Annotated in this window: 20 protein-coding genes and 1 tRNA gene; 11 read left to right on the forward strand and 10 right to left on the reverse strand. The window is 68.4% G+C overall.

Features of this window, described 5'->3' with window-relative positions:
- The first annotated feature begins 15 nt into the window (after nt 1-15).
- On the forward strand, nt 16-255 hold the full coding sequence (locus BN1959_RS02580) for a hypothetical protein (protein ID WP_053947158.1): 240 nt from the start codon (nt 16-18) through the stop codon (nt 253-255).
- The gene (locus tag BN1959_RS02585; protein WP_053947159.1) at nt 252-674 is read left to right on the forward strand and encodes a PIN domain-containing protein; all 423 of its coding nucleotides are present in this window, start codon (nt 252-254) and stop codon (nt 672-674) included. Before BN1959_RS02580 ends, BN1959_RS02585 begins: the two co-directional genes overlap by 4 nt.
- Here BN1959_RS02585 and hemL read toward each other — a convergent pair.
- On the reverse strand, nt 671-2,011 hold the full coding sequence (gene hemL, locus BN1959_RS02590; RefSeq protein WP_053947160.1) for a glutamate-1-semialdehyde 2,1-aminomutase: 1,341 nt from the start codon (nt 2,009-2,011) through the stop codon (nt 671-673). The genes BN1959_RS02585 and hemL overlap by 4 nt on opposite strands.
- Nucleotides 2,012-2,079: 68 nt before the next feature.
- A complete protein-coding gene (locus BN1959_RS02595; RefSeq protein WP_053947161.1) occupies nt 2,080-3,228 on the reverse strand; it encodes a sensor histidine kinase in 1,149 nt (382 codons plus the stop codon).
- Nucleotides 3,229-3,313: 85 nt separating this feature from the next.
- Between BN1959_RS02595 and arcS the strand changes: the two genes are divergently transcribed.
- From arcS to BN1959_RS02615, 4 genes are all read left to right on the forward strand, one after another.
- Nucleotides 3,314-5,071, forward strand: coding sequence for an archaeosine synthase subunit alpha (gene arcS, locus BN1959_RS02600; protein ID WP_053947162.1), 1,758 nt, complete (start codon nt 3,314-3,316; stop codon nt 5,069-5,071).
- Between the two features lie 93 nt (nt 5,072-5,164).
- Nucleotides 5,165-5,512: an SHOCT domain-containing protein gene (locus BN1959_RS02605; RefSeq protein ID WP_053947163.1), complete on the forward strand. Its 348-nt coding sequence runs from the start codon at nt 5,165-5,167 to the stop codon at nt 5,510-5,512.
- 55 nt (nt 5,513-5,567) lie between these two features.
- Nucleotides 5,568-6,530: a beta-ribofuranosylaminobenzene 5'-phosphate synthase family protein gene (locus BN1959_RS02610; protein ID WP_053947164.1), complete on the forward strand. Its 963-nt coding sequence runs from the start codon at nt 5,568-5,570 to the stop codon at nt 6,528-6,530.
- A gap of 61 nt (nt 6,531-6,591) precedes the next feature.
- On the forward strand, nt 6,592-7,428 hold the full coding sequence (locus BN1959_RS02615; protein ID WP_053947165.1) for an RAD55 family ATPase: 837 nt from the start codon (nt 6,592-6,594) through the stop codon (nt 7,426-7,428).
- On the opposite strand, the gene trmY is transcribed toward BN1959_RS02615, so the two are convergent.
- The 6 genes from trmY to BN1959_RS02645 form a co-directional block, all read right to left on the reverse strand.
- Entirely contained in the window at nt 7,425-8,021 is a 597-nt protein-coding gene (gene trmY / locus BN1959_RS02620) for a tRNA (pseudouridine(54)-N(1))-methyltransferase TrmY (protein ID WP_053947166.1), read from the reverse strand. The genes BN1959_RS02615 and trmY overlap by 4 nt on opposite strands.
- Before the next feature lie 41 nt (nt 8,022-8,062).
- Nucleotides 8,063-9,712 carry a gamma-glutamyltransferase gene (ggt, locus tag BN1959_RS02625; RefSeq protein ID WP_053947167.1) on the reverse strand — a complete coding sequence of 550 codons (1,650 nt, stop codon included), beginning with the start codon at nt 9,710-9,712 and terminating at the stop codon, nt 8,063-8,065.
- 100 nt (nt 9,713-9,812) lie between these two features.
- Nucleotides 9,813-10,244 (reverse strand): universal stress protein, encoded by a 432-nt coding sequence (locus BN1959_RS02630; RefSeq protein ID WP_053947168.1) that lies wholly within the window; start codon nt 10,242-10,244, stop codon nt 9,813-9,815.
- A 344-nt stretch (nt 10,245-10,588) separates the two neighbouring features.
- Nucleotides 10,589-11,950, reverse strand: coding sequence for a M28 family peptidase (locus BN1959_RS02635; RefSeq protein WP_053947169.1), 1,362 nt, complete (start codon nt 11,948-11,950; stop codon nt 10,589-10,591).
- A gap of 115 nt (nt 11,951-12,065) precedes the next feature.
- Complete coding sequence (locus BN1959_RS02640; protein ID WP_079978585.1) at nt 12,066-13,172, reverse strand: PQQ-binding-like beta-propeller repeat protein; 1,107 nt, start codon at nt 13,170-13,172, stop codon at nt 12,066-12,068.
- 157 nt (nt 13,173-13,329) lie between these two features.
- Nucleotides 13,330-13,923 (reverse strand): DJ-1/PfpI family protein, encoded by a 594-nt coding sequence (locus BN1959_RS02645; protein ID WP_053947171.1) that lies wholly within the window; start codon nt 13,921-13,923, stop codon nt 13,330-13,332.
- Nucleotides 13,924-14,167: 244 nt separating this feature from the next.
- Between BN1959_RS02645 and BN1959_RS02650 the strand changes: the two genes are divergently transcribed.
- The 3 genes from BN1959_RS02650 (at nt 14,168) to BN1959_RS02660 (ending at nt 16,028) form a co-directional block, all read left to right on the forward strand.
- Nucleotides 14,168-14,992 (forward strand): class I fructose-bisphosphate aldolase, encoded by an 825-nt coding sequence (locus BN1959_RS02650; RefSeq protein WP_053947172.1) that lies wholly within the window; start codon nt 14,168-14,170, stop codon nt 14,990-14,992.
- Nucleotides 14,989-15,852 carry a class 1 fructose-bisphosphatase gene (locus BN1959_RS02655; protein ID WP_053947173.1) on the forward strand — a complete coding sequence of 288 codons (864 nt, stop codon included), beginning with the start codon at nt 14,989-14,991 and terminating at the stop codon, nt 15,850-15,852. Before BN1959_RS02650 ends, BN1959_RS02655 begins: the two co-directional genes overlap by 4 nt.
- Nucleotides 15,853-15,943: 91 nt before the next feature.
- Nucleotides 15,944-16,028: transfer RNA gene (locus BN1959_RS02660), tRNA-Leu, on the forward strand.
- A 184-nt stretch (nt 16,029-16,212) separates the two neighbouring features.
- Here the strand turns inward: BN1959_RS02660 and BN1959_RS02665 are convergent.
- Complete coding sequence (locus BN1959_RS02665) at nt 16,213-17,382, reverse strand: AI-2E family transporter (protein WP_053947174.1); 1,170 nt, start codon at nt 17,380-17,382, stop codon at nt 16,213-16,215.
- Nucleotides 17,383-17,500: 118 nt separating this feature from the next.
- Between BN1959_RS02665 and dacZ the strand changes: the two genes are divergently transcribed.
- Nucleotides 17,501-18,307 carry a diadenylate cyclase DacZ gene (gene dacZ, locus BN1959_RS02670; RefSeq protein ID WP_053947175.1) on the forward strand — a complete coding sequence of 269 codons (807 nt, stop codon included), beginning with the start codon at nt 17,501-17,503 and terminating at the stop codon, nt 18,305-18,307.
- Entirely contained in the window at nt 18,307-19,110 is an 804-nt protein-coding gene (locus tag BN1959_RS02675; RefSeq protein WP_053947176.1) for a mechanosensitive ion channel domain-containing protein, read from the forward strand. Before dacZ ends, BN1959_RS02675 begins: the two co-directional genes overlap by 1 nt.
- Nucleotides 19,111-19,130: 20 nt before the next feature.
- Here the strand turns inward: BN1959_RS02675 and BN1959_RS02680 are convergent, their stop codons facing one another.
- A complete protein-coding gene (locus BN1959_RS02680; protein ID WP_053947177.1) occupies nt 19,131-19,631 on the reverse strand; it encodes an acyltransferase in 501 nt (166 codons plus the stop codon).
- Nucleotides 19,632-19,746: the final 115 nt, after the last annotated feature.

Raw genomic sequence — 19,746 nt, forward strand, 5'->3', positions numbered from 1 at the left:
TACGAACGTATACGCATGCCGACCAAGAGCGTTCGGCTCGATGTCGACCTCTACGAGCGAGTGATGGCCCGCAAGCGCGAGGATGAAACCGTCTCGGAGACTGTCGATCGGCTTATCGACGACGTGTCGCTACTCGATCTCGCTGACGACGGGGAGTACGACGAGGAACGCGCTGACGAGCGAAAAGCTGCCCTCGAACGTACTGCCGATGCCGACGAAGTCTCGCTGACCGATCTCACGGAGCGGGAGACGTGATCCTCGACACGAACTTCCTTATCGACATCGACGCCAACCGGCCCGAAGCAATCGAGAAAGCTCGGGAGATCGAGGACGCGGGGGTTCCCCGCCGAGTCCCACACGTCGTCGTCTTCGAGTTGTGGACTGCTGTCGGAAAGGGGAATGAAACGGAGGCCAATCGACGGAAGTTCGAACGTGTACTTGACGGACTCCCGCGGGCGGAGACCACGGACTCGATCGTGAAACGCGCAGGCGAGATCGAAGGCCGAGTGCAGGCAGCCGACCCGAACGATAGCGGTGTCGGCGTCGCCGACGCAGTGATCGCCGCGACAGCAGTACACCTCGGGGAACCGGTCGTCACCGACGATGGTGATTTTCGTCGTAGGATCAAGGAACAGGCGAACGTCGATACGTTAGAGATCGAGGAGTACGCTTAGAGCGCCTCCCGATACGCTTCGAGCGTCTTCTCCACGTCCGCCTCGGTGTGGCCGTAGGAGACGAACTGGGACTCGAACTGGTTCTGGGAGAGGAACACGCCCTGTTCCTTCATCGCCGGCCAGAAGCGCCGCCGCCAGCGGTCGGTCTCGGCGGCGGCCACGTCGGCGCCGGTCTTCGGGCAGTCGTCGTAACGCGGGCAGCTCTCGGTCTGCTTGCAGCCGCCCGCGCAGGTGTCGTCGACGTTCTCCGGGCCGTCACGGGTGAAGAGCAGCTTGAACATCGAGTCCGTCCCGGCGACGGTGTACGAGGGCGCCTGCTCCCGGACGATCTCGGTGAGCCCCTCGCGGAGCTGCTCGCCCAAACTGTCGACGTGCTCGTACACGTCGTTCTCGGCGGCGAAGCGCAGCGTTTCGAGTCCGGCGGCCATCGTCACAGGGTGGCCCGAGAACGTCCCGGCCTGGAACACGTCGCCGGCGGGGGTGAACTGGCTGATGATCTCGCTTTTGCCGCCGATGGCGCCGACGGGGAAGCCGCCGCCGATGATCTTCCCGAACGTCGTCACGTCGGGCTCGATGCCGAACTTCGACTGAGCACAGCCCAGCCCGCCGACGCGGAACCCCGTGATCACCTCGTCCCAGATGAGGAGGGAGCCGTAGTCGTCACAGAGATCGCGCAGCGTCTCGTGGTAGCCGTCGACGGGGTGGACGATCCCCTTGTTCGCGAGGATCGGCTCGACGAGCACGGCGGCGATGTCGTCGCCGTGCTTCTCGAACGCCTCGGTCGCGGCCTCGTGGTCGTTGAACGGCACCGGGATGGTGTGCTCGGCGAACTCGGTGGGGATTCCCTGCGTCGAGGGGCCGCGCTCGTCGATGTCGCCCTCCACGAGCGTGGAGTCGTTGGCGCCGTGGTAGGAGCCCTGCATCACGACGATCTTGTTCCGGCCCGTGTAGCCGCGGGCGAGCCGCGTCGCCGACACGGTGGCCTCGGTGCCGGAGTTGACGAAGCGGAGCATCTCCACGCTCGGGACGTGTCGCGCGACGAACTCGGCGTGCTCGACTTCGATCTCTGTCGGCATCCCGTACATCGGTCCCGCGCTCGCGTGGCGCTGGATCTCCGACTGGACCTGTTCGGGCAGGTCGTGGCCCAGCAGGAGCGGACCGAGCCCCATCACCCAGTCGACGTAGCGGTTGCCGTCGGCGTCGATCAGGTGGCCGCCCTCCCCGTGGTCGGCAAAGGGGGGATACGGCTCGATCGCTGCCCGGACCGAGGAGTTCACGCCGCCGGGCATGACCGACAGCGCGCGGTCGTAGAGCTCGCCTGAGCGCTCGTGGTTCATACGTCGGGGCTCGGGCCGGACGGCGAAAGAAGCTAACGGGTTCGGCAGAGGGGGCCGCGTCCCCCGGCTCAGGCCGCCGGGAGCCGGAGCGTGACGACCGTGCCGCCCTCGGTGGACGAGCCGAACTCCAGCCGCCCGTCGGCGGCATCGACGACCGCCTGCGCGACCCAGAGCCCCAGCCCGGAGCCGTGGGTGAGCTGGGTGATCTCGGTGTCGCCGGTGACGACCTGGTACTCCTCCTCGGGGATGCCCGGACCGTTGTCCCGGATCTCGATCGCGACGCGGCCGTCCTCGCGGGCTGCGGTGACGGTGACCTCGGGCTCCTCGGCGCCGTGGACGACGCCGTTCTCGACGAGCTCCGCCAGCGCGTCCGTAAGCGCGGGGTCCGAACGGACCGTCACCCCCTCCAACACGTCGACCGTGAGGTCGGCGTCGGGATGGGCGTCGGCCACCGCGGCCACTGCCTCCTTCGCGTCGGCCCGGATCGACCGTTCCTCGAGCCCGCTCCCGCGGCGATCGTAGATGCTCATCACGGTGTCGGCCTCCTCGGCGAGCTCGCCGACGGTCTCGACGTGCCGCTTGAGCGTCTCCGCGGAGTCGACGACCCCCTGATCCTCGGCGACTGCAGCGATCTGGTCGGCGTGACCGAGCATCACCGTCGCCTCGTTCCGTAGGTTGTGCCGGAGCACGCGGTTCAGCACCGCCAGCTTCCGGCGCTCGGCGGCCAGTTCCTCCGCCCGGACACGCCGAGCGTCGTAGACGCCGATGATGACGTGGGCCGCCGCGCCGATCGCGAGCAGGTTCGCGATCGTGAACGCCCGGTCGACCGGGGCGGCGCCGGCGTTGCGCTGGTAGGCGAACAGGCCGAGCATCACCGCTCCCAGCACGACGATCCCGAGCACGTTCCAGATCGCGATCCGGATCGCGTTGCGGTTGCTGAAGTTGCTGTGGTAGAGGCTGTACCCCGCAGCGACCAGCCCGGTCGAGACCACCGTGCCGAGCAGCGAGAGCGCGAGCCCGACCGGCCCGAGCCCCGGCGTCAGCAGGACGGTGATGTTCGGGATCAGCAGGACGACCCCCGTCAGGACGACGATAGCGCTCGCGACCAGCCGGACGGGCCCACGGTCGGGCTCGCGGTCGCTCTCCACGTCGGGGTTGAAGCCGATCTCTCGCAGGAGCACGGCGACGATACCCCCGCTCCCTCCTGATTCCACCATAGATCCGTCTGTCCCACCGGCCGCATCAAGCTGTCGGCGGTGTCACAACGAACCCGATAAGGCCCTCCCCGCGCCAGTTCCGGCCATGACCGAGTACTTCGAGGTGCACGGGCGCGACGGCGCCGCCCGCCTCGGCGAACTTCGCCTCGCCGACCCCGTCACGACGCCGGCCACGGTCGACGAGGTGACCGAAGACGCCGGCTCCCTCTGGGCCGAGGACCGCGAGCTCCCCGACGGCGCCGACGACCGCCTCACGATCCTCCCCCACCGCGCGTTCCCGCCGGGCACCCGCGAGCCCGTCCGGGAGTCGTTCCGCGTCGACCACCCCGAGATCGACGCCCCCAGCGCCGCCGTCGTCTCCAGCGAGGAGGCCCGGGACGTGGGTGCCGACGCCTACCTGCTCTCGGACGCCAACGGCTTCGTCGGCCACGCCGCGGCGTTCAAAGACGCGATCGTCCGCACCCGCGAGGCGATCCCCGCCGACACCGCGCTCTACCTCTCCGGCGTCGCGACGCCGCGCAACGTCGCGACGCTCGTCTACGCCGGCGTGGATCTCGTCGACGCGAAGAAAGCGAAGGTCCGCGGCGCGGAGGGGTTCTACCTCACCAGCGAGGGCGAGCGGTTCCTCGAAGACCTCCGAGAGCTTCCCTGCTCGTGTTCGGCCTGCCAGCAGCCGATCGAGGAGTTCGACCGCCGGGACTGCGCGGAGCACAACGTCAACGCACTGCGCACCGAACTCCGGGTCGTCCGCGAGCGCATCCGCGAGGGGCGCCTCCGGGACTACGTCGAGGGGCAGGCCCGCCACGACCAGTGGCTCACTGCGGCGTTCCGGGAGTTCGATCAGCAGTACGAGTACGTCGAGGAGCGCGCCCCCGTGGTCCGGGACAGCGAACTCGCGGCCGCAAGCGGCGACAGCATCCGCCGGCCCGAGATCCAGCGCTTCGCCGAGCGCGTGACCGAACGTTATCGGGCCGAGTTCGACGGGCCGCTCGTGCTGGTGCCTTGCTCGGCGACGAAGCCGTACAGCGAGTCCCAGAGCCACCGACAGTTCCACGACGCGATCCAGTGGCGCGGCCACCTCGCGTCGATGACCTCGCCCATCGGCGTCGTCCCGCAGGAGCTGGAGCTCACCTACCCGGCCCAGCAGTACGACACCGTCGTCACCGGCCGCTGGAGCGCCGACGAGAAGGAGTTCGTCTCGGCGGTGCTGCGGCGCTACCTCGAACGGAACGACTACGATCGCGTGATCGCCCACGTCCCGCCGGGCGGCTACACCGACATCTGCGAGACGGTCGAGCCCGCCGTCGACGCCGAGTTCGAGTACACTGTCGGCGACCACCCCACGACCGACGAGTCGCTCGACGCGCTCTCGGCGGCGCTGGAGGGGGAAGAAGCGTACCAGAAGCGCACTCGCGAACACCGGATCGTCCGCGCGATGGCCGACTACCAGCTCGGCGAGGGCGCGGGCGAGGCGCTGTTCCCGAGCGACGAGATTCAGACCACCAGTCGCTACCCTAAGCTGCAGGTCCGCGACAGCGAGGGCGAGCAGTTGGCGACGATGGTGCCCAACTACGGCGTGCTCTCCTTTACCACCGCGGGCGCCCGGAAGTGGGCCGAGAGCGACGCGCCGAGCAAGACCGTCGAGATCGACGAGTTCGTCCCCCACGGCAGCGTGCTCGCGCCGGGCGTCGTCGACGCCGACGAGGAGATCCGCACGGGCGACGAAGTGATCGTCGACGGCCCGAAGGCGTTCGGCGTCGGCCGGGCGTCGATGTTCGGCGAGGAGATGCTCGAGTCGAGTCGCGGGATCGCGGTCGAGACGCGGCACGTCGACGAGATTTGAACGCTTCGTCTGCCTCCGAGCGCGTCGCACTCGTGACCGTCGACGCCACCTGACCACGGTAGATTTTTCAGGATTCCTGACGCGTCTCCGGACATGGTCCCGCTCAAGTCCTGGCCGGGCATCGCGCTCGTCCTCGTAGTCTCGCTCGGACTCGCCGCCCTCACCGCAGTGCTCTCGCTGGGCGCCCTCCCCGCGGTCGTCCTCATCCTCGGCTGGTTCATCGTCGCGCCGGCGCTGGCGATCCTCACGTACTACGAGGACGATGCCGACGGCGATCCTGAAGCGGCCGACGACCCCGTAGCGACGCTGCGGGAGCGCTACGCCCGCGGCGAGCTCACCGAGGCGGAGTTCGAACGGCAACTGGACACGCTGCTGGAGACCGAAGGCACCGAACAGCCCTCGAACCGGGATCGGGAGCGGACCGTGGTCGAGGAGCGGTAACGACGTCACGGGAGCCGCCGAAACGGCGAAGGGCCCGGAGCGAGAGAGACGGACGATGGCACGCGTCGAGACAGCTGCGCGACTCCACTTCGGCTTCGGCAACCTCGCGCTGGCACACGACCGGCTCTACGGCGCGCTGGGCGTCGCGCTCGATCGCCCGACGCTCGCCGTCGAGGCGACGACCGCCGAGGCGGTGGTCTGCGACGACGAGGTGGCCGCTGAGTACGCCGAGCGCGTCTGCGAGCTGCTCGATCTACCCGGTGCAGCGGTGTCTGTCGAGAGCGACCTCCCCCGCCACGCCGGGCTCGGCAGCGGCACGCAGACCGCGCTGGCCGTGCTCGCGGCGATCGCCCGGGCGTACGGCCGCGCGCCAGCAGCCCGTGAGCGCGCGCCCGATCTCGGCCGCGGGGGCCGCTCGGGCGTCGGCGTCGCGACGTTCGAACAGGGCGGGTTCGTGCTCGACGCCGGCCACCCCGCGGCGCTGTTCACGGCCGACGCGCCCGAGGTGGGGGCGTGGGAGGTACCGGCGGTGTCCGCGCGCCACCCCGTCCCCGGCGACTGGCGGTTCCTCGTCGTCGTCCCCGACGCTTCGGCGGGACGAAGCGGCGACGACGAGGACGCCTCGATGCGCCGGACGGTCGCCGACGCCGAGTCCGAACTCGCCGACCGGATCGCGGGCGTCGTGGTCCGCGGGGTGCTACCCGCGGTCGCGGCCGGCGACGCCGCCCGTTTCGGCGACGCCGTGAGCGAGGTCGGTCGGCTCAACGGCGCGTGGTACGCCGACGAGCAGGGCGGCACCTACCGACCCCCGGTGGGGAGCGTCGTCGACGCGCTCTCCTCGTCGGCCGCGGTGTACGGCGCCGGCCAGTCGTCGTGGGGGCCGGCGGTGTACGGCGTCACCGACGCCGCACACGCCGACGCTGCCCGCGAGGCCGGAGCGGACGCGCTCGAGGCGACGGGCGTCGGGGGGGAGGTACTCGTCGCTGCGGGGCGTAACCGCGGGGCGTCGATCGACTAACGGCTCCGGACCGCGGCCGACACGGGAACCCTTTATACGGCCGGCGTGCCCTCGAAGAGCTATGGAGCGGCTACCGCTGGGCGTCGCGCGCATCGACAGCATCCTCCGCGGCGGGGCGCCGCCGGGGAGCACCCTGCTCGCGGCCGGGGAGTCCGGGGCGGGCGCCCGCGAGTTCGCCCACACCGCGGCGGCGATGAACGCGCTGTACGACGCCGACCCGGAGCTGTTCGACCTCTACTACGGCGATCTGCCCGATCGGTCGGTCGTCCCGCCGGAGGTCCACTACGTCTCCTTCACCGCCGACGCCGACGAGATCGCCCGCGAGATGCAGCACTCGATGGACGACGACATCGTCGAGGCGGCGACCGAACACATGCAGTTCCGCGACCTCTCCCCGGAGTACTTCCAGCTTTCGCCGATTCCGCGGGAGTGGTACATGGGCGAGGCCCAGACGATCGAGGACCTCGGGAAATCCGAGGGGACCGAGGACGTGCTCGGCGCGCTCGGGGACTACCTCAACGAGAACGCCACGGGCAACCTCGTCGTGCTCGACTCGATCTCCGACCTCGTCGGCGCGATGGGCGAGGACGTGGAGTGGAACGACATCACGACGCTGCTCCGCGGGCTCACCAAGGCCTCCCACACCTGGGACGGCCTGATCATCATGATCGTCAACCGCGACGCGATCACCCGCACGGAGTTCGGGCAGTTGATGGACGCCTCCGAGGGGACGTTCGAGTTCTCGTGGGAGTCCGGCGGCTCCCAGCGCGCCCGGACGATGGTCGTCCGGCAGTTCCGGGGGGTGCTCTCCCAACTGGAGGCCGAGAACATCGTCCGCTTCGAGACCGAGATCCACGAGGGCGGCTTCGACGTGAGCGACGTGCGGAAGATCCGCTAGTACCGCTCGTACCCCGCGGTGTCGAGGTAGTTGTGCGCGACCGTGATCGTGTGGTCGGCGTGGAGCAGCTCCGGGCCCACCCGGACTCGCTGGTCCGCGTTCTCCGCTAGCAGCTCCGCCTCCGACTCGGCGAAGTCGTGGTGATCGGAGAGCACGAACAGCGGGTCCGCCGGCGGTTCGACTTCCGGGAGCGGCTCGCCGTCCTCGTGGAGTTGGACGACCGTCGCGTCCCGAGCGACGCGCTCGAACGTCGCCTCGACGCCCATCCGGTAGAGCGAGACGCCCGGACTCGTCTCGACCGGCTGGTGGCCGATCGCCTCCCGCTTCTCCTCCAGTGCGCCGCGGATCAACGCCGCCGTCGAGCGCTCGTCGGGGTTGAGCCGGCGGAGGTCGGCGCCGTCGAAGGTGACGGTGTACTCGTCGGCGAGCACGAGGTGGACCTGTACGTCCTCTCGGAGGTCGTGTGAGAGGAAGAACGCGGCGTTGACACAGCGACACAGCACGTCCAGCCGGCCGGCGCCGCCGGCGATGTCGTCGAGCGAGAACGACGGCTCGGTCGGGGCGTCGTGCCCGACGACGAGGAACTGGCGCATGGTCTGAGACCCGCGCCCCGAGCGGGAAGCAGTTACGTTCTTCAGTACCCCTGTGCGTTCCCGTCCTTCCGGGGCTCGGTCGCGCCCGACAGCGTGCCGTCCTCGTTCCGGACGATCTGGGCGCCGCCGAACAGGCCGGGGTAGAGCACCCGCACGTCGTGGCCTTTCCGGGTGAGCTTCGTCAGCAGCTCGTTGCCGTCGCCCAGTCGCTCCTCAACGGCCAGCGTGCCGTCCTCCCGGTAGCGCCAGCGCGGCAGGTCCAGTGCGGCCTGCAGCGGCAGGTCGTAGTCGACGATGTTCGAGATCACCTGCAGGTGGCCCTGTGGCTGCATGAACCCGCCCATCACGCCGAAGGCGGCCCAGTCCTCCGTCTCGTCGTCATCGGCCGCGAAGTCCGCGATCGCGGGGACCAGCGTGTGGAACGGGCGCTTCCCGGGCTCGATGTGGTTGGGGTGGTCCTCGTCGAGCGAGAACGACGCGCCGCGGTTCTGGAGCGCGATCCCCGTGTCGCCCGCGACCAGTCCGGAGCCGAAGCCGGCGAAGCGGGAGTTGATGAAGGAGACGACGTTCCCCTCCCCGTCTGCAACACAGAGGAGGACGGTGTCGGCGTCCTCGGCGTTGCTCCCCTCGACGCCGAAGCTCACGTCGTGGTTGGCGGTCTCGCCGATGAGGTCGGCGCGCTCTTTCGCCCAGTCTTCCGAACCCAGCGGCGGGTGGTCCTCGTACTCGGGATCGGTGATGTAGTGGTGGCCGTCCGCGAACGCGACCTTCATCGCCTCCGCGAAGTAGTGGACGCGCTCGGGGCTGTCGAGGTCGTGCTCGCCGGCGCCGATCTCCTCGGCGACGTTGAGTGCCTCCAGCGCGATCAGTCCCTGGTTGTTCGGCGGGAGCTCGTACACCTCGGCGCCGTTGTACGTCGTCGACACCGGGTCGAGGAGCTCGGGCTCGAAGTCGGCGAGGTCCTCGGTCGTCATGAACCCGCCCTTCGACTGCACCTCCTCGGCGATCTTCTCGGCGATCTCGCCCTCGTAGAACGCGTCGGCGCCCTCCTCGGCGATGGTCTGGAGGGACTCACCGAGTCGGGGGAGCGTGACCTCCTGCCCCGTGCTCGGCGCCTCGCCATCGAACAGGTACGCCTCGCGGGCGTGCTCGTCGGTGAACAGCTCCTCGCCGTGCTGCCACTGGGACGCGATGACCTCGGAGACGGGGTACCCCTCGGTCGCGTAGCGGATCGCCGGCTGGAGCAGTTCGGCCAGCCCCTTGTTGCCGAACTCCTCGGCGGTGAGCTCCCAGCCCCGCGCGGTACCCGGGACGGTCACGGCCTGTGCGCCGGTCATCGGCATCTCGGCCTCCTCGGGCTCGATCTCCTCGTCGGACTCCGCGGCGACGGCCTCGCGGACGTTCTCGAGCGTCGCGTCGGCGGGCGCGCCACCACAGGAGCGCATCGCGCCCACGTCGCCGTCGGCGGTTTTGTACAGTGCGAACACGTCGCCGCCCAGCCCCGTAGAGGTGGGCTCGACGACGTTCAGCGCGGCCGCGGTCGCGACCGCGGCGTCGAACGCGTTGCCGCCGTCGCGCAGGACGGAGATCCCCGCCTGTGAGGCGAGGGGTTGGCTGGTCGCGACGACGCCCTCCGCGCCGTAGACGGTCGACCGGCGCGAAGTGAAGCGGTCTAAGTCCGGTTCAGACATGGCTGGCAGTTGGAGCAGCCGACGCAAAAAGGGATAGGACCGGGCGGGCTCTGCCGGGGCCTGTCGGCTCTCGGTGCCGGAAACCGAGGTATCCGTTCAGCTACCGAACCACCGTCACCGGACACGGGCTACGCCGGACGACGGTTTCGGCGACGCTGCCCAGCAGCACGCGCGTGACGCCCGTCCGGCCGTGGCTGCCGAGCACGATGTGGTCGACGTCCTCCTCGTCGGCGTAGTCGACGATCGCCCGGGCCGGCCGGTCGGTGACGCGGACGGTGTCGATTTCGTGGCCCTGCTCGGCGGCGTGTTCGACGGCGTCGTTGAGGATGTCGTCCGCACGCTCGTTCGCCTGTTCGATCCACTCACCGGGGTAGCCTCCTTCGGCCCCCGGCGCGGCGCTGTAGCCGGCCGCGATGGGGTCGACCGCGGTCAGCGCGACGATCTCGTCGTCGGGGAACTGTTCGAGTGCGTGGTCGAGCGCGACCTCGGACTGTGGCGATCCGTCGACGGGGACGAGTACGGTCTTGGGCACGAATACTTGGTCGGATTCGTGGAGCGAAAAACTACCGGCCAGTTCCCGATCGGCGGGACTGGATCGGCGCGTCTCGAACTCCCTGCGGCGTCGAGATCCCTGCTCGCGGTATAGCCCGAACGGTCACTCGCCGCAGTTCAGTACGACAGAGCCACGGCGTAGGCTCCGTGCTCGCGCGACGGAACGCGCGACAGGTCGCGTGCCGTGGTTACAGTTCGACAGAGCCACGGGGTAGGCTCCGTGCTCGCGGCACAGAGGCCGCGAGCGGTCGCGTGCCGTGGTTTCAGTTCGACAGAGCCACGGCATGGGTTCCGTCGCTGCGACACGGGGTCTCTCGCCGTGGCTCAGTAGGGCCACCGCCCGCCCATCTTCAATTCCTGTACGTACCCCTCGTCGATCGCGTCGCGGGTCTCCTCGCGGCTGCGGGACTCGACCTCGAACTCCCCCTGTGCCGCGCGGTACACTGCCTCCGTCACCAGCGTCGCCACGTCGCGCAGATCCCGGGAGTCGAGCTTGTCCAGCGTGTCGGCGTGGGTGTGCCCCCAGCCGCGGCCGGACTGGTCGGAGCTGGTACCGGTCATCGTCGCTGGCACGCCCTCCTGGACGAACGCCCACTGGTCGCCGTGGGGAGAGATCGTCGACCCCGTCGAGATCGGCGCATCGAAGTCGGCGGCGACCGAGCGGAACAGCTCGCCGAGCTCGTCGAACCCGTTCGTGCCGACGCGGAGGGTCCGGGAGCTACAGGCGCCGTCGAGGTTGATCACGCACTTCACGTTCGAGAGGTCGGTCGTCTCCGCACAGTGGTACGCGCCGCGCAGGCCGATCTCCTCGGAGCCGAACGTAACCAGCCGGACGCGGCTGTCGAGGTCGTCGGCGACCTGCGAGAGCAGTCGGCCGACCTCGGCGACGAGCACCGAGCCGGCGCCGTTGTCGTTGGCGCCGTCGGCGATGTCGTGGGCGTCGACGTGGGCGGTCACGAGCACCTCGTCCGCATTGCCCCCCTCGTCGGGGCCCTCCGGGCCGACGAACGCCTCGACGTTCCGGGAGGTCGCGGGCTCGTTCCGGCAGTCCACGTCGACGGTCACCTCGCAGTCGCCGTCGGCGGCGTAGCGCGCCAGTCGCGCGCCGACCTCCTTCGAGACGCCGACGGCGGGGATCGGGCCGGGGCGGTTGTTGTAGCCGACCTCGCCCGTCGGCGGCAGTGCGCCCTCGATGTGGTTCCGGAACACGAACGCGACCGCGCCGTGATCTGCGGCGTTGACGTACTTCTCCATCCGGTGGAGCCAGCGGTCGGCCGACTCGGGGGTGTCGCTCGTGGCCATCGCGATCGCGCCATCGAGCTCGGCGCTCTTAGCCTCGAACTCCTCGTAGGTGCCGTCGCCGACGTCGACGATCGGCGCCGTCGCCTCGCCCGCGGGCGTGCCCGGGAGCGCGACGACCTGGTGACTCCCCTCGTGGACGCGCTCGCTCGGCGACTCGACTGTCAGCGACGACTCACCGCGCCACCAGCCGGGGATCTCGAACTCCTCGACGTGGGGGTTCTGGAGCCCGGCCGTCTCGAACGCCTCGCGGATGATCTCGGCGCCGGCTGCCTCGCCGGTCTGCCCGGCCATGCGGTTGCCCACGTCGACGAGCTCTTCGAGCCGGTTCCACGCGAACAGGCTCGTCTGTGCGTCGCCGACGACGGCGTCGGGTAGATGGACCATATTCGACGCTGTTTCGGCCGTGGGATAAAGGGGTGCGGGTCGCGGAAAGAGCGAGGGACCGGGAGCCCTTGACCGGGGCACTCGCTACTCCCTCTGTTCCGTTCTCACAATGGTCTCACGGATCCTCGAATGCGGTCAAATGGCCGGATCCGATATACATCGTCCCGTCGACGATCGCTGGACGTGCCTCCCCGCGGAACGACTTGTCGTTCCACAGCTCCTCCCCCGTTTCGGGGTCGAAAGCACGCAGGATGCCGGCGCCGATGTAGAGCGTCTCGTCCGCCACGACCGGGCGAGCACCTTGGGAGGTCGGAACGTCGACCTTCCATCGAACCGAGCCGTCAATCGCGTCGACCGCGTAGATATTGTCTTCCCACGTCGAGAAGAAGAGGGTCCCGTCGTCCAGTGCTGGCGAGGAGTCGATACCGCCTTCGGCTTTGAAGTTCCATCGCTCGTCGCCTGACTCCGCATCGAGCGCGTACAGTCGCTCGTCGTGAGCGCCGGCGTACACCACGCCGTCGCTCACCGCGATCGCGTTGAACACGCCGCCCTCGTCCATGGAGTTGAAGTCGTCGTACTCCCCGGTTTTGAACCGCCACTGTTCGCGACCGGTTTCGGCGTCGACGGCGTAAACGTGGCCGTCCTTTCGCCCGCTTCCGATGAAGACCGTCCCTTGGGAGACGGCGGGTGTCGTGGCGACGTCGGAGTTCGTTCGAAAACGCCACGTTTCCTCCCCCGTCTCACAGTCGATCGCGTAGAGGTTGTTGTCGTGGCTCCCAACGAAAACGGTTCCGTCGACGACGGTAGGAGCGGCGTAGACGACGTCATCCACCTCGAACTGCCAATGGATTGCTCCCGTTGAGCGGTCCAATGCGGTGATACAGCCGGAATCGTCGTTGTCGTACGATTCTCGGCTCTCTGCGACGATGGTGTACTCGTCGGTGACCGCCAGTGACGGAGCGCCGTTCTCCGCCGATTCGTACCGCCACTTCTCGCTTCCGTCCGTCGCGTCGACTGCGTACACGTGGCTCTGATCGTCACGAAACTCGCCGACTTCGCCGACGTACACGGTTTCGTCTTTCAGCGTCGGAGACGTCGCGATGACCTCCTCCCCGGAAAACTGCCACGTTTCCTCGATTCCTCGTTTCGGACCAGCACTCTCGACGGACCCAGTGTTGGCCGGGTCCGGGCCGTACATCGGCCACGAATCTTGATCACTCATTGTAGGGGGTGATGTCGTCTTAACGACAGCTCTCTACGGGAAACAGTGACAGATGTGTAAAAATGTACCGAAGAAACGCTGACATGTCTGGCAATTCGTCGAAAATGTGTCGCTGACTGTCGCAACCACGTGTCTCGCTCCACCGGGACCGCCCGCCTCAGTCGTCGGCGGCCACGGGCTCGGCGTGGTCGATCTCCGTGCCGAGCACGTCGAGGAACTCGGCCAGCCACTCGGGGTGGTCGGGCCACGCCTGTCCGGTGACGAGGTTGCCGTCGCGGACGGTCCCGTCGACCCACGCGCAGCCGGCGCCCTCGACCTCGGCGCGGACCGCGGGGTAGGACGTTGCCTCCCGGCCCTCCAGCACGCCCGCGGCGGCGAGGATCTGCGGGCCGTGACACAGCGCCGCGACGGGCTTGTCCTCCGCGAAGAAGTGCTGCACCGTCTCGATCACGGAGTCGTACGTGCGCAGGTACTCGGGGGCGCGCCCGCCCGGGACCACCAGCGCGTCGTAGTCTGCGGGGTCGATCTCTTCGAGCGTCACGTCGACGCCGAAGTCGTGGCCGCGCGTCTCCAGATACGTCTGGTCGCCGCGGAAGTCGTGGATGGCGGTCTTGACCACGTCGCCCTCGTCCTTCTCGGGGCAGGCAGCGTGGACCTCGTGGCCCACCATCTCGAGCGCCTGATACGGCACCATCACTTCGTAGTCCTCGACGAAGTCGCCGACGATCTCCAAAATCATCTTGTTTGACATTTTCCCGCGTATCAGTACGGGCGGCGAGCTATTAGGTATTTTGTCGGTTCTCCGGAGTCGTGGCGTCGTAAACCGCGTGTTCCGATCGACGGTCCAACGACGCCACCGGCGGGCTAGGTGTCCGCCTGTGGTCGCCGAATCCGGCAGCTGCCGGCCGAGTATCGACCCCGACGGAAGGGTGTGTGGGCCGGTCGCGAGGCGGCGCTTGGATAGCTTTTTGTGTCGACTCGCCCGAACGCAGAACATGATCCCCGGCGCAACTGACCCCATCTCGCGCGACGGCAAACTGCTGATTCTGGCGTACGACCACGGCCTCGAACACGGCCCCGTAGACTTCGAGGCGGTGCCGGAGTCGATGCACCCCGAGCACGTCTTCGACGTGGCGACCCACGACGCCGTCACCGCGCTCGCGGTCGGCAAGGGTGTCGCCGAGGCCCACTACCCCGACTACGAGGACGAGGTCAACCTGCTCGCGAAGCTCAACGGCACCTCGAACCTCTGGATGGGCGAGCACGACTCCGCGGTGAACTGGAGCGTCGATTACGCCGACGAGCTCGGCGCCGACGCCATCGGCTTCACCCTCTACGGCGGCTCGAACCACGAGGTCGAGATGGCCGAGGAGTTCGCCGAGGCACAGGAGGAAGCCCGCGACCGCGACATGGGTGTCGTGATGTGGTCCTACCCGCGCGGGCAGGGCGTCAAGAACGACACCAAGCCGGGCACGATCTCCTACGCCGCCCGACTCGGCCTCGAACTCGGCGCCGACGTGGCGAAGATCAAGTACCCCGGCGACCCCGAGGCGATGGCCCACGCCTGCGACGCCGCGGCGTCGACGGACGTGGTGATGTCCGGCGGCTCGAAAGCCTCCGACGAGGCGTTCCTCTCGACGGTGAAGGAGGCGATGGACGCCGGCGCGAAGGGGCTCGCGGTCGGCCGGAACGTGTTCCAGCGGGAGAACCCCGAGGCGCTGCTCGACGGGCTGGAGAAGATCATCTTCCAGGAGACGTCCGTCGAGGAGGGGCTGGCCGCCGTCGAGAGCCACGGCGCGCAGGCGACGCTGGACGGATGAGCACCGTCGACGACGTACTGGAGACGGTCGCGGCGGTCGCCCCGGACGTCCGCGGCGGGCTCCCGGGCCGCCGACTCACGGAGGCGGGCGTCGAGAACCCCTCCGGCGAGAGCGTCACGGCTGCGGACGTCCACGCCGACGAGCTGTTCTTCGAGGCGCTGGGAGCGATCGACGGCGTCGTCGAGTTCGCCAGCGAGGAGCGGGAGGCGGTCGTCGACACTGGCGACGGTGAGCCCGGCGAGGGCGACGTGGCGGTCGCGATCGACCCGCTCGACGGCTCCTCGAACCTCGCTTCCAACAACGCGATGGGGACGATCGTCGGGATCGCCGACGACTCCCTCCCCGCCGCGGGGGAAGAGCTCGTCGCCGCGGCGTACGTGCTCTACGGCCCGATCACGACGATGACCGTCGCTCGCGAGGGGACGGTGACGACCTCCGTAATCGACGGCGGGGAGGCCCGTGCCGTCGAGGAGGACGTGACGCTGCCCGACGATCCCGTCGTCTACGGCTTCGGCGGCCGCGTGCCGGACTGGCCCGACGCATTCCGCGAGTTCGCCCGCGAGGTCGAGACCGAGCTCAAGCTCCGCTACGGCGGCGCGATGGTCGCCGACGTGAATCAGGTGCTGAGCTACGGGGGTATCTTCGCCTACCCTGCGTTGGAGTCCGCGCCGAACGGGAAGCTCCGCCTCCAGTTCGAGGGTGCGCCGATCGCGAAGATCATCGAGGCGGCCGGCGGCGCCTCCTCGGACGGCGAGCAGTCGCTGCTGTCGGTCGAACCGACGGAGCTCCACCAGCGCGTGCCCGTTCACGTCGGGAACGAGGCGTACGTCGACCGGCTGGAAGCGGCGCTTTCGGACTGAGGCGGGGCGCCTCGACGCCGGTCCCATCGCCGCCGACGATGGAAGCACGAACGACAGTTTCTTACAGCGATTGGGTCGTACGTGGAGGTGCGCGCGGGTTGCCGAGCCAGGCCAAAGGCGTAGCGCTTAGGACGCTATCCCGTAGGGGTCCGCCGGTTCGAATCCGGTCCCGCGCATACTGCCTCGAACGAACGTGAGAGGCATGTCTGCGCGTCGGAGGATTCGAAGCAGGGAGGTCGCGCGCAGCGAAGCGAGCACGTCCGACCGTGGTTCGAATCCGGTCCCGCGCATTTTCCGACTCGACCGTAGGGAGAGTCGTGAAAATCGCTAAGAGGATCCCGAACCCTGCGAGGAACGGCGTCACTGCCGATCGTTCCCGGTCACCCCGTCACGAACTCGCTCCCGGACGCTCTCCCGGAAGCTCCGCTGCTCGGTGAAGTCACGCAGCCGCATCTGGTCCGAGGAGATCCCGTCGTCCTCGTCGGCGCCGAGCAGCCGCGGCAGCGCGGTCTGGGCGAACGTTAGGGCGACCACCAGCACGATCGGCGCGAAGAACAGTCCGTAGAACCCCAGCACTACGGGGCCGAGCGTGTACGCGAGCATCAGGAGGCCGACGTGGGTGTTCTCGCCGCTCAGGATCGGCCGCAGCAGGATGTCCGGGATCGTGTCGACGACGACGACCGCGACGGCGAGGAAGCCGACGATGTAGACGAGCAGCGACTGGTCGCCGCCGAGCACGATCGGGAGCGCGGCGATAACCGTTAGCGGGAGGTAGACGATCTTCATCCCCACTACCGGGATCAGGCTCGCGATCCCGGTCAGCGTGCCCGCCAGCGCGGGGTAGGGGACCTCCGCCGGGGCGGGGGCGACTGCGTTGTAGGCGGTGAACGCCGCGATCGCGATCAGCGAGATGGCGATCACGTTCAGGAGGTTGCCGAACAGCACCGACTCCAGCTCCGCGTCGGCCGCCTCCAGATACTCCCGGATGATGGCGTCGTCGTCGAACCGGAGCAGCCAGTCGCGGATGCGTCGCCCGTCGATCAGCAGGTAGTAGGTAACGATCACGACGACGAAGAGGTTGAGGAAAAAGCCCGAGACCAGCGAGGTCAAAAGCTCCGCGTGGTCGCTCGCGAACTGGATGAACGGCGAGAGGTCGCCCGACTGGTACGCCTCGTACAAGCCCTGTACGGTGAACTCGGGGATGCGGTCGATCCCGCCGAGCCACTCGACTTCCGTCGCCGCCACTTCGAGCAGCGAGTACTGCTCGACGAACGACCGCGCTTCGATCACCAGCAGCACCGTCGCGTAGCTCACGAGCAGCAACAGCGGCACCGCGAGCGAGGCGAGAACCGTCACCGCACGCACTCGCGCGGGGAGTCGGAGCCGCCGGAGGAACTTGAAGTACCGACGCGTCGAGTAGTAGAGGAACACTGACACCGTCAGCGGGGCGATGAACTGGTACCCGAGGAAGCCGACCATGACCGCGACGACCACGCCGAACAGGGCGATAATCAGCCGTCTCTCGTCCATACGCGACCCATCAGCGCGTTCGGTCTAAAGCTTGCTGGAGGCTTTCGGACCGCCGCGTCTGACGGCCGTCTGACGGACCCACAAACCCTTTCATCCACGGGCGGGATTATTCTTGATAATGCCGACCCCTGCCGATCTCCTCGACGACCTGACGGCGGATCTGGACGCCCTGTTCGTGTTTTCACCCAGTAGTGGGTTCTACGAACGGTTCGAGGATCTCGACGGGGAGGTGGTGGTGATCGCGCCGGAGAACGTCGTCGACGCCGAGACGTTCGTCGAGCTCCCGCTGGAGTTCGAGAACGTCCGCGACCGGATCAAGTTCGGCGTCGAGGGCGCGATGGACCGCGGTGTCGTCGACGACGGCGACGAGGTGGCGTGTGTGGTCAGCGTGTTCGACGAGCACGACTCCGTCGTGCGCGTCCGCGCCGACGAGTCGATGCACTCCGGCGTGTACGACCTGTTCGCGAACTCGCGTGCGGATCCGGGGGTCATCCGCGACGTGTTCGAAGTCGTGATCGAACTGGGGAAGAAAGGGCAGAAAGGCAAGCCCGTCGGCGCGCTGTTCGTGATCGGTGACGCCGGGAAGGTGATGAACAAGTCCCGGCCGCTGAGCTACAACCCCTTCGAGAAGTCCCACGTCCACGTCGGCGACCCGATCGTGAACGTGATGCTCAAGGAGTTCTCGCGGCTCGACGGCGCGTTCGTGATCAGCGACTCCGGGAAGATCGTCTCCGCGTACCGCTACCTCGAACCGGGGGCGGAGGGCGTCGACATCCCGAAGGGGCTGGGCACTCGCCACATGGCCGGCGCGGCGGTCACCCGGGCGACCAACGCGACCGCGATCGTGCTCTCCGAATCCGACGGGATGGTGCGGGCGTTCAAGGGCGGCGAGCTGATCCTCGAGATCGACCCGGAGGACTACTGATGCCGCTGGTGGCCCTCCAGCCCGGGTTCGAGATCGGCGGCCCGTTGGGTGCAGTCCCCAAACGGGTCTGGCTCGCACTGGCGGTGTTCGTCCTCGCAGTGGTCCTCGCGTGGCTGGTCGTCAAAGTCAACGCGGGGCTGCTCCGACGGGCCGGCCTGCCGGAGACGATCGAGGGGACGGCGTTCGAGCGCACCGTTCGCGGGATCGGCACCTCGACCGTCGCGATCCTCTCACAGCTCTCGGGGTGGTTCATCGTCATCCTCGGCGCCATCGTCGCGATCTCCATCGCCGAGCGGAGTTACGCCGAGCAGTTCTGGTCCCAGGCGACCGGATTCTTCCCCAGCTTCTTCGTTGCCGTCTTGATTCTGATCGTCGGCGTCATCGTCGGCGACAAGGTCGGGCTCGTGCTCTCCGAGCGGCTGCGGAGCGTCAAACTTCCCCAGATCGGGATCGTCCCGACCACTGCGAAGTACAGCGTCTTCTACGTCGCGTTCGTGCTCGCGCTGGACCAGATCGGCATCGCGACGTTCGCGCTGGTTGTGCTGTTGGCGCTGTACGCGCTCGCACTGGTGGTGTTCACCGTCGTCGCGGGCAAGCAGATGCTCACCTCCGCGGCCGCGGGGCTGTACCTGTTCCTGAACGAGCCCTACGGAATCGGCGACACAGTGAAGATCGGCGACGAGCGCGGCGTCGTCCAGGAGATCGACGTGTTCGTCACCCACATCGAGTCAGACGGCGAGGAGTACATCGTCCCGAACGACCGCGTGTTCGAGGGCGGGATCGTGATCGTCCACGACGAGTAGCCTACTCCGGCTCCAGTAGCCTACTCCCGGTCGAGTGGCTCAGCGGGCACGCCCGCGACGGTCTCCCCCGCCGGCACGTCCTCGGTCACCAGCGAATTCGCCGCGACCTGTGCATCGTCGCCGATCTCGACGCCCGGAAGCACGACCGCGCCCGCGCCGATCATCGCTCGGTCGCCGATTTCCACGTCACCCAGCCGGTACTCCTCTTGGAGAAACTCGTGACAGAGCAGCGTCGCGTCGTAGCCGACGATCGCGTCCTCGCCCAGCGTGATTCGCTCGGGCCAGAACACGTCCGGCGTGGCTTCCAGCCCCCACGAGACGCCCGCACCCACGTCGGCGCCGAGCCGCCGGAGCAGCCAGTTCTTGAGCCGGAGGCTGGGCGAGATCCGGATCAGCCAGACGGCGACGTAGTTCAGCGCCACCCGCAGCGGGGACTTGGCGTCGGGCCAGTGCCGGAGGGAGTTCCGCGGGCCGGGGGTGGCGTGGCGGTCCAGTCGATCGAACCGCGTGTCGTTGCTCATGGGCGGGGTTGGTCGGGGGGAGACAAAACGGCAGGGGACGCCCTACTGGAGGTGTCGATCGTCGATCCGGTAGCGCCGCCGCTACTCGGTGTGATAAACGCAGAAGTCCGCAGCG

It is taken from the genome of Halolamina sediminis (assembly GCF_001282785.1).
GTDB lineage: Archaea > Halobacteriota > Halobacteria > Halobacteriales > Haloferacaceae > Halolamina > Halolamina sediminis.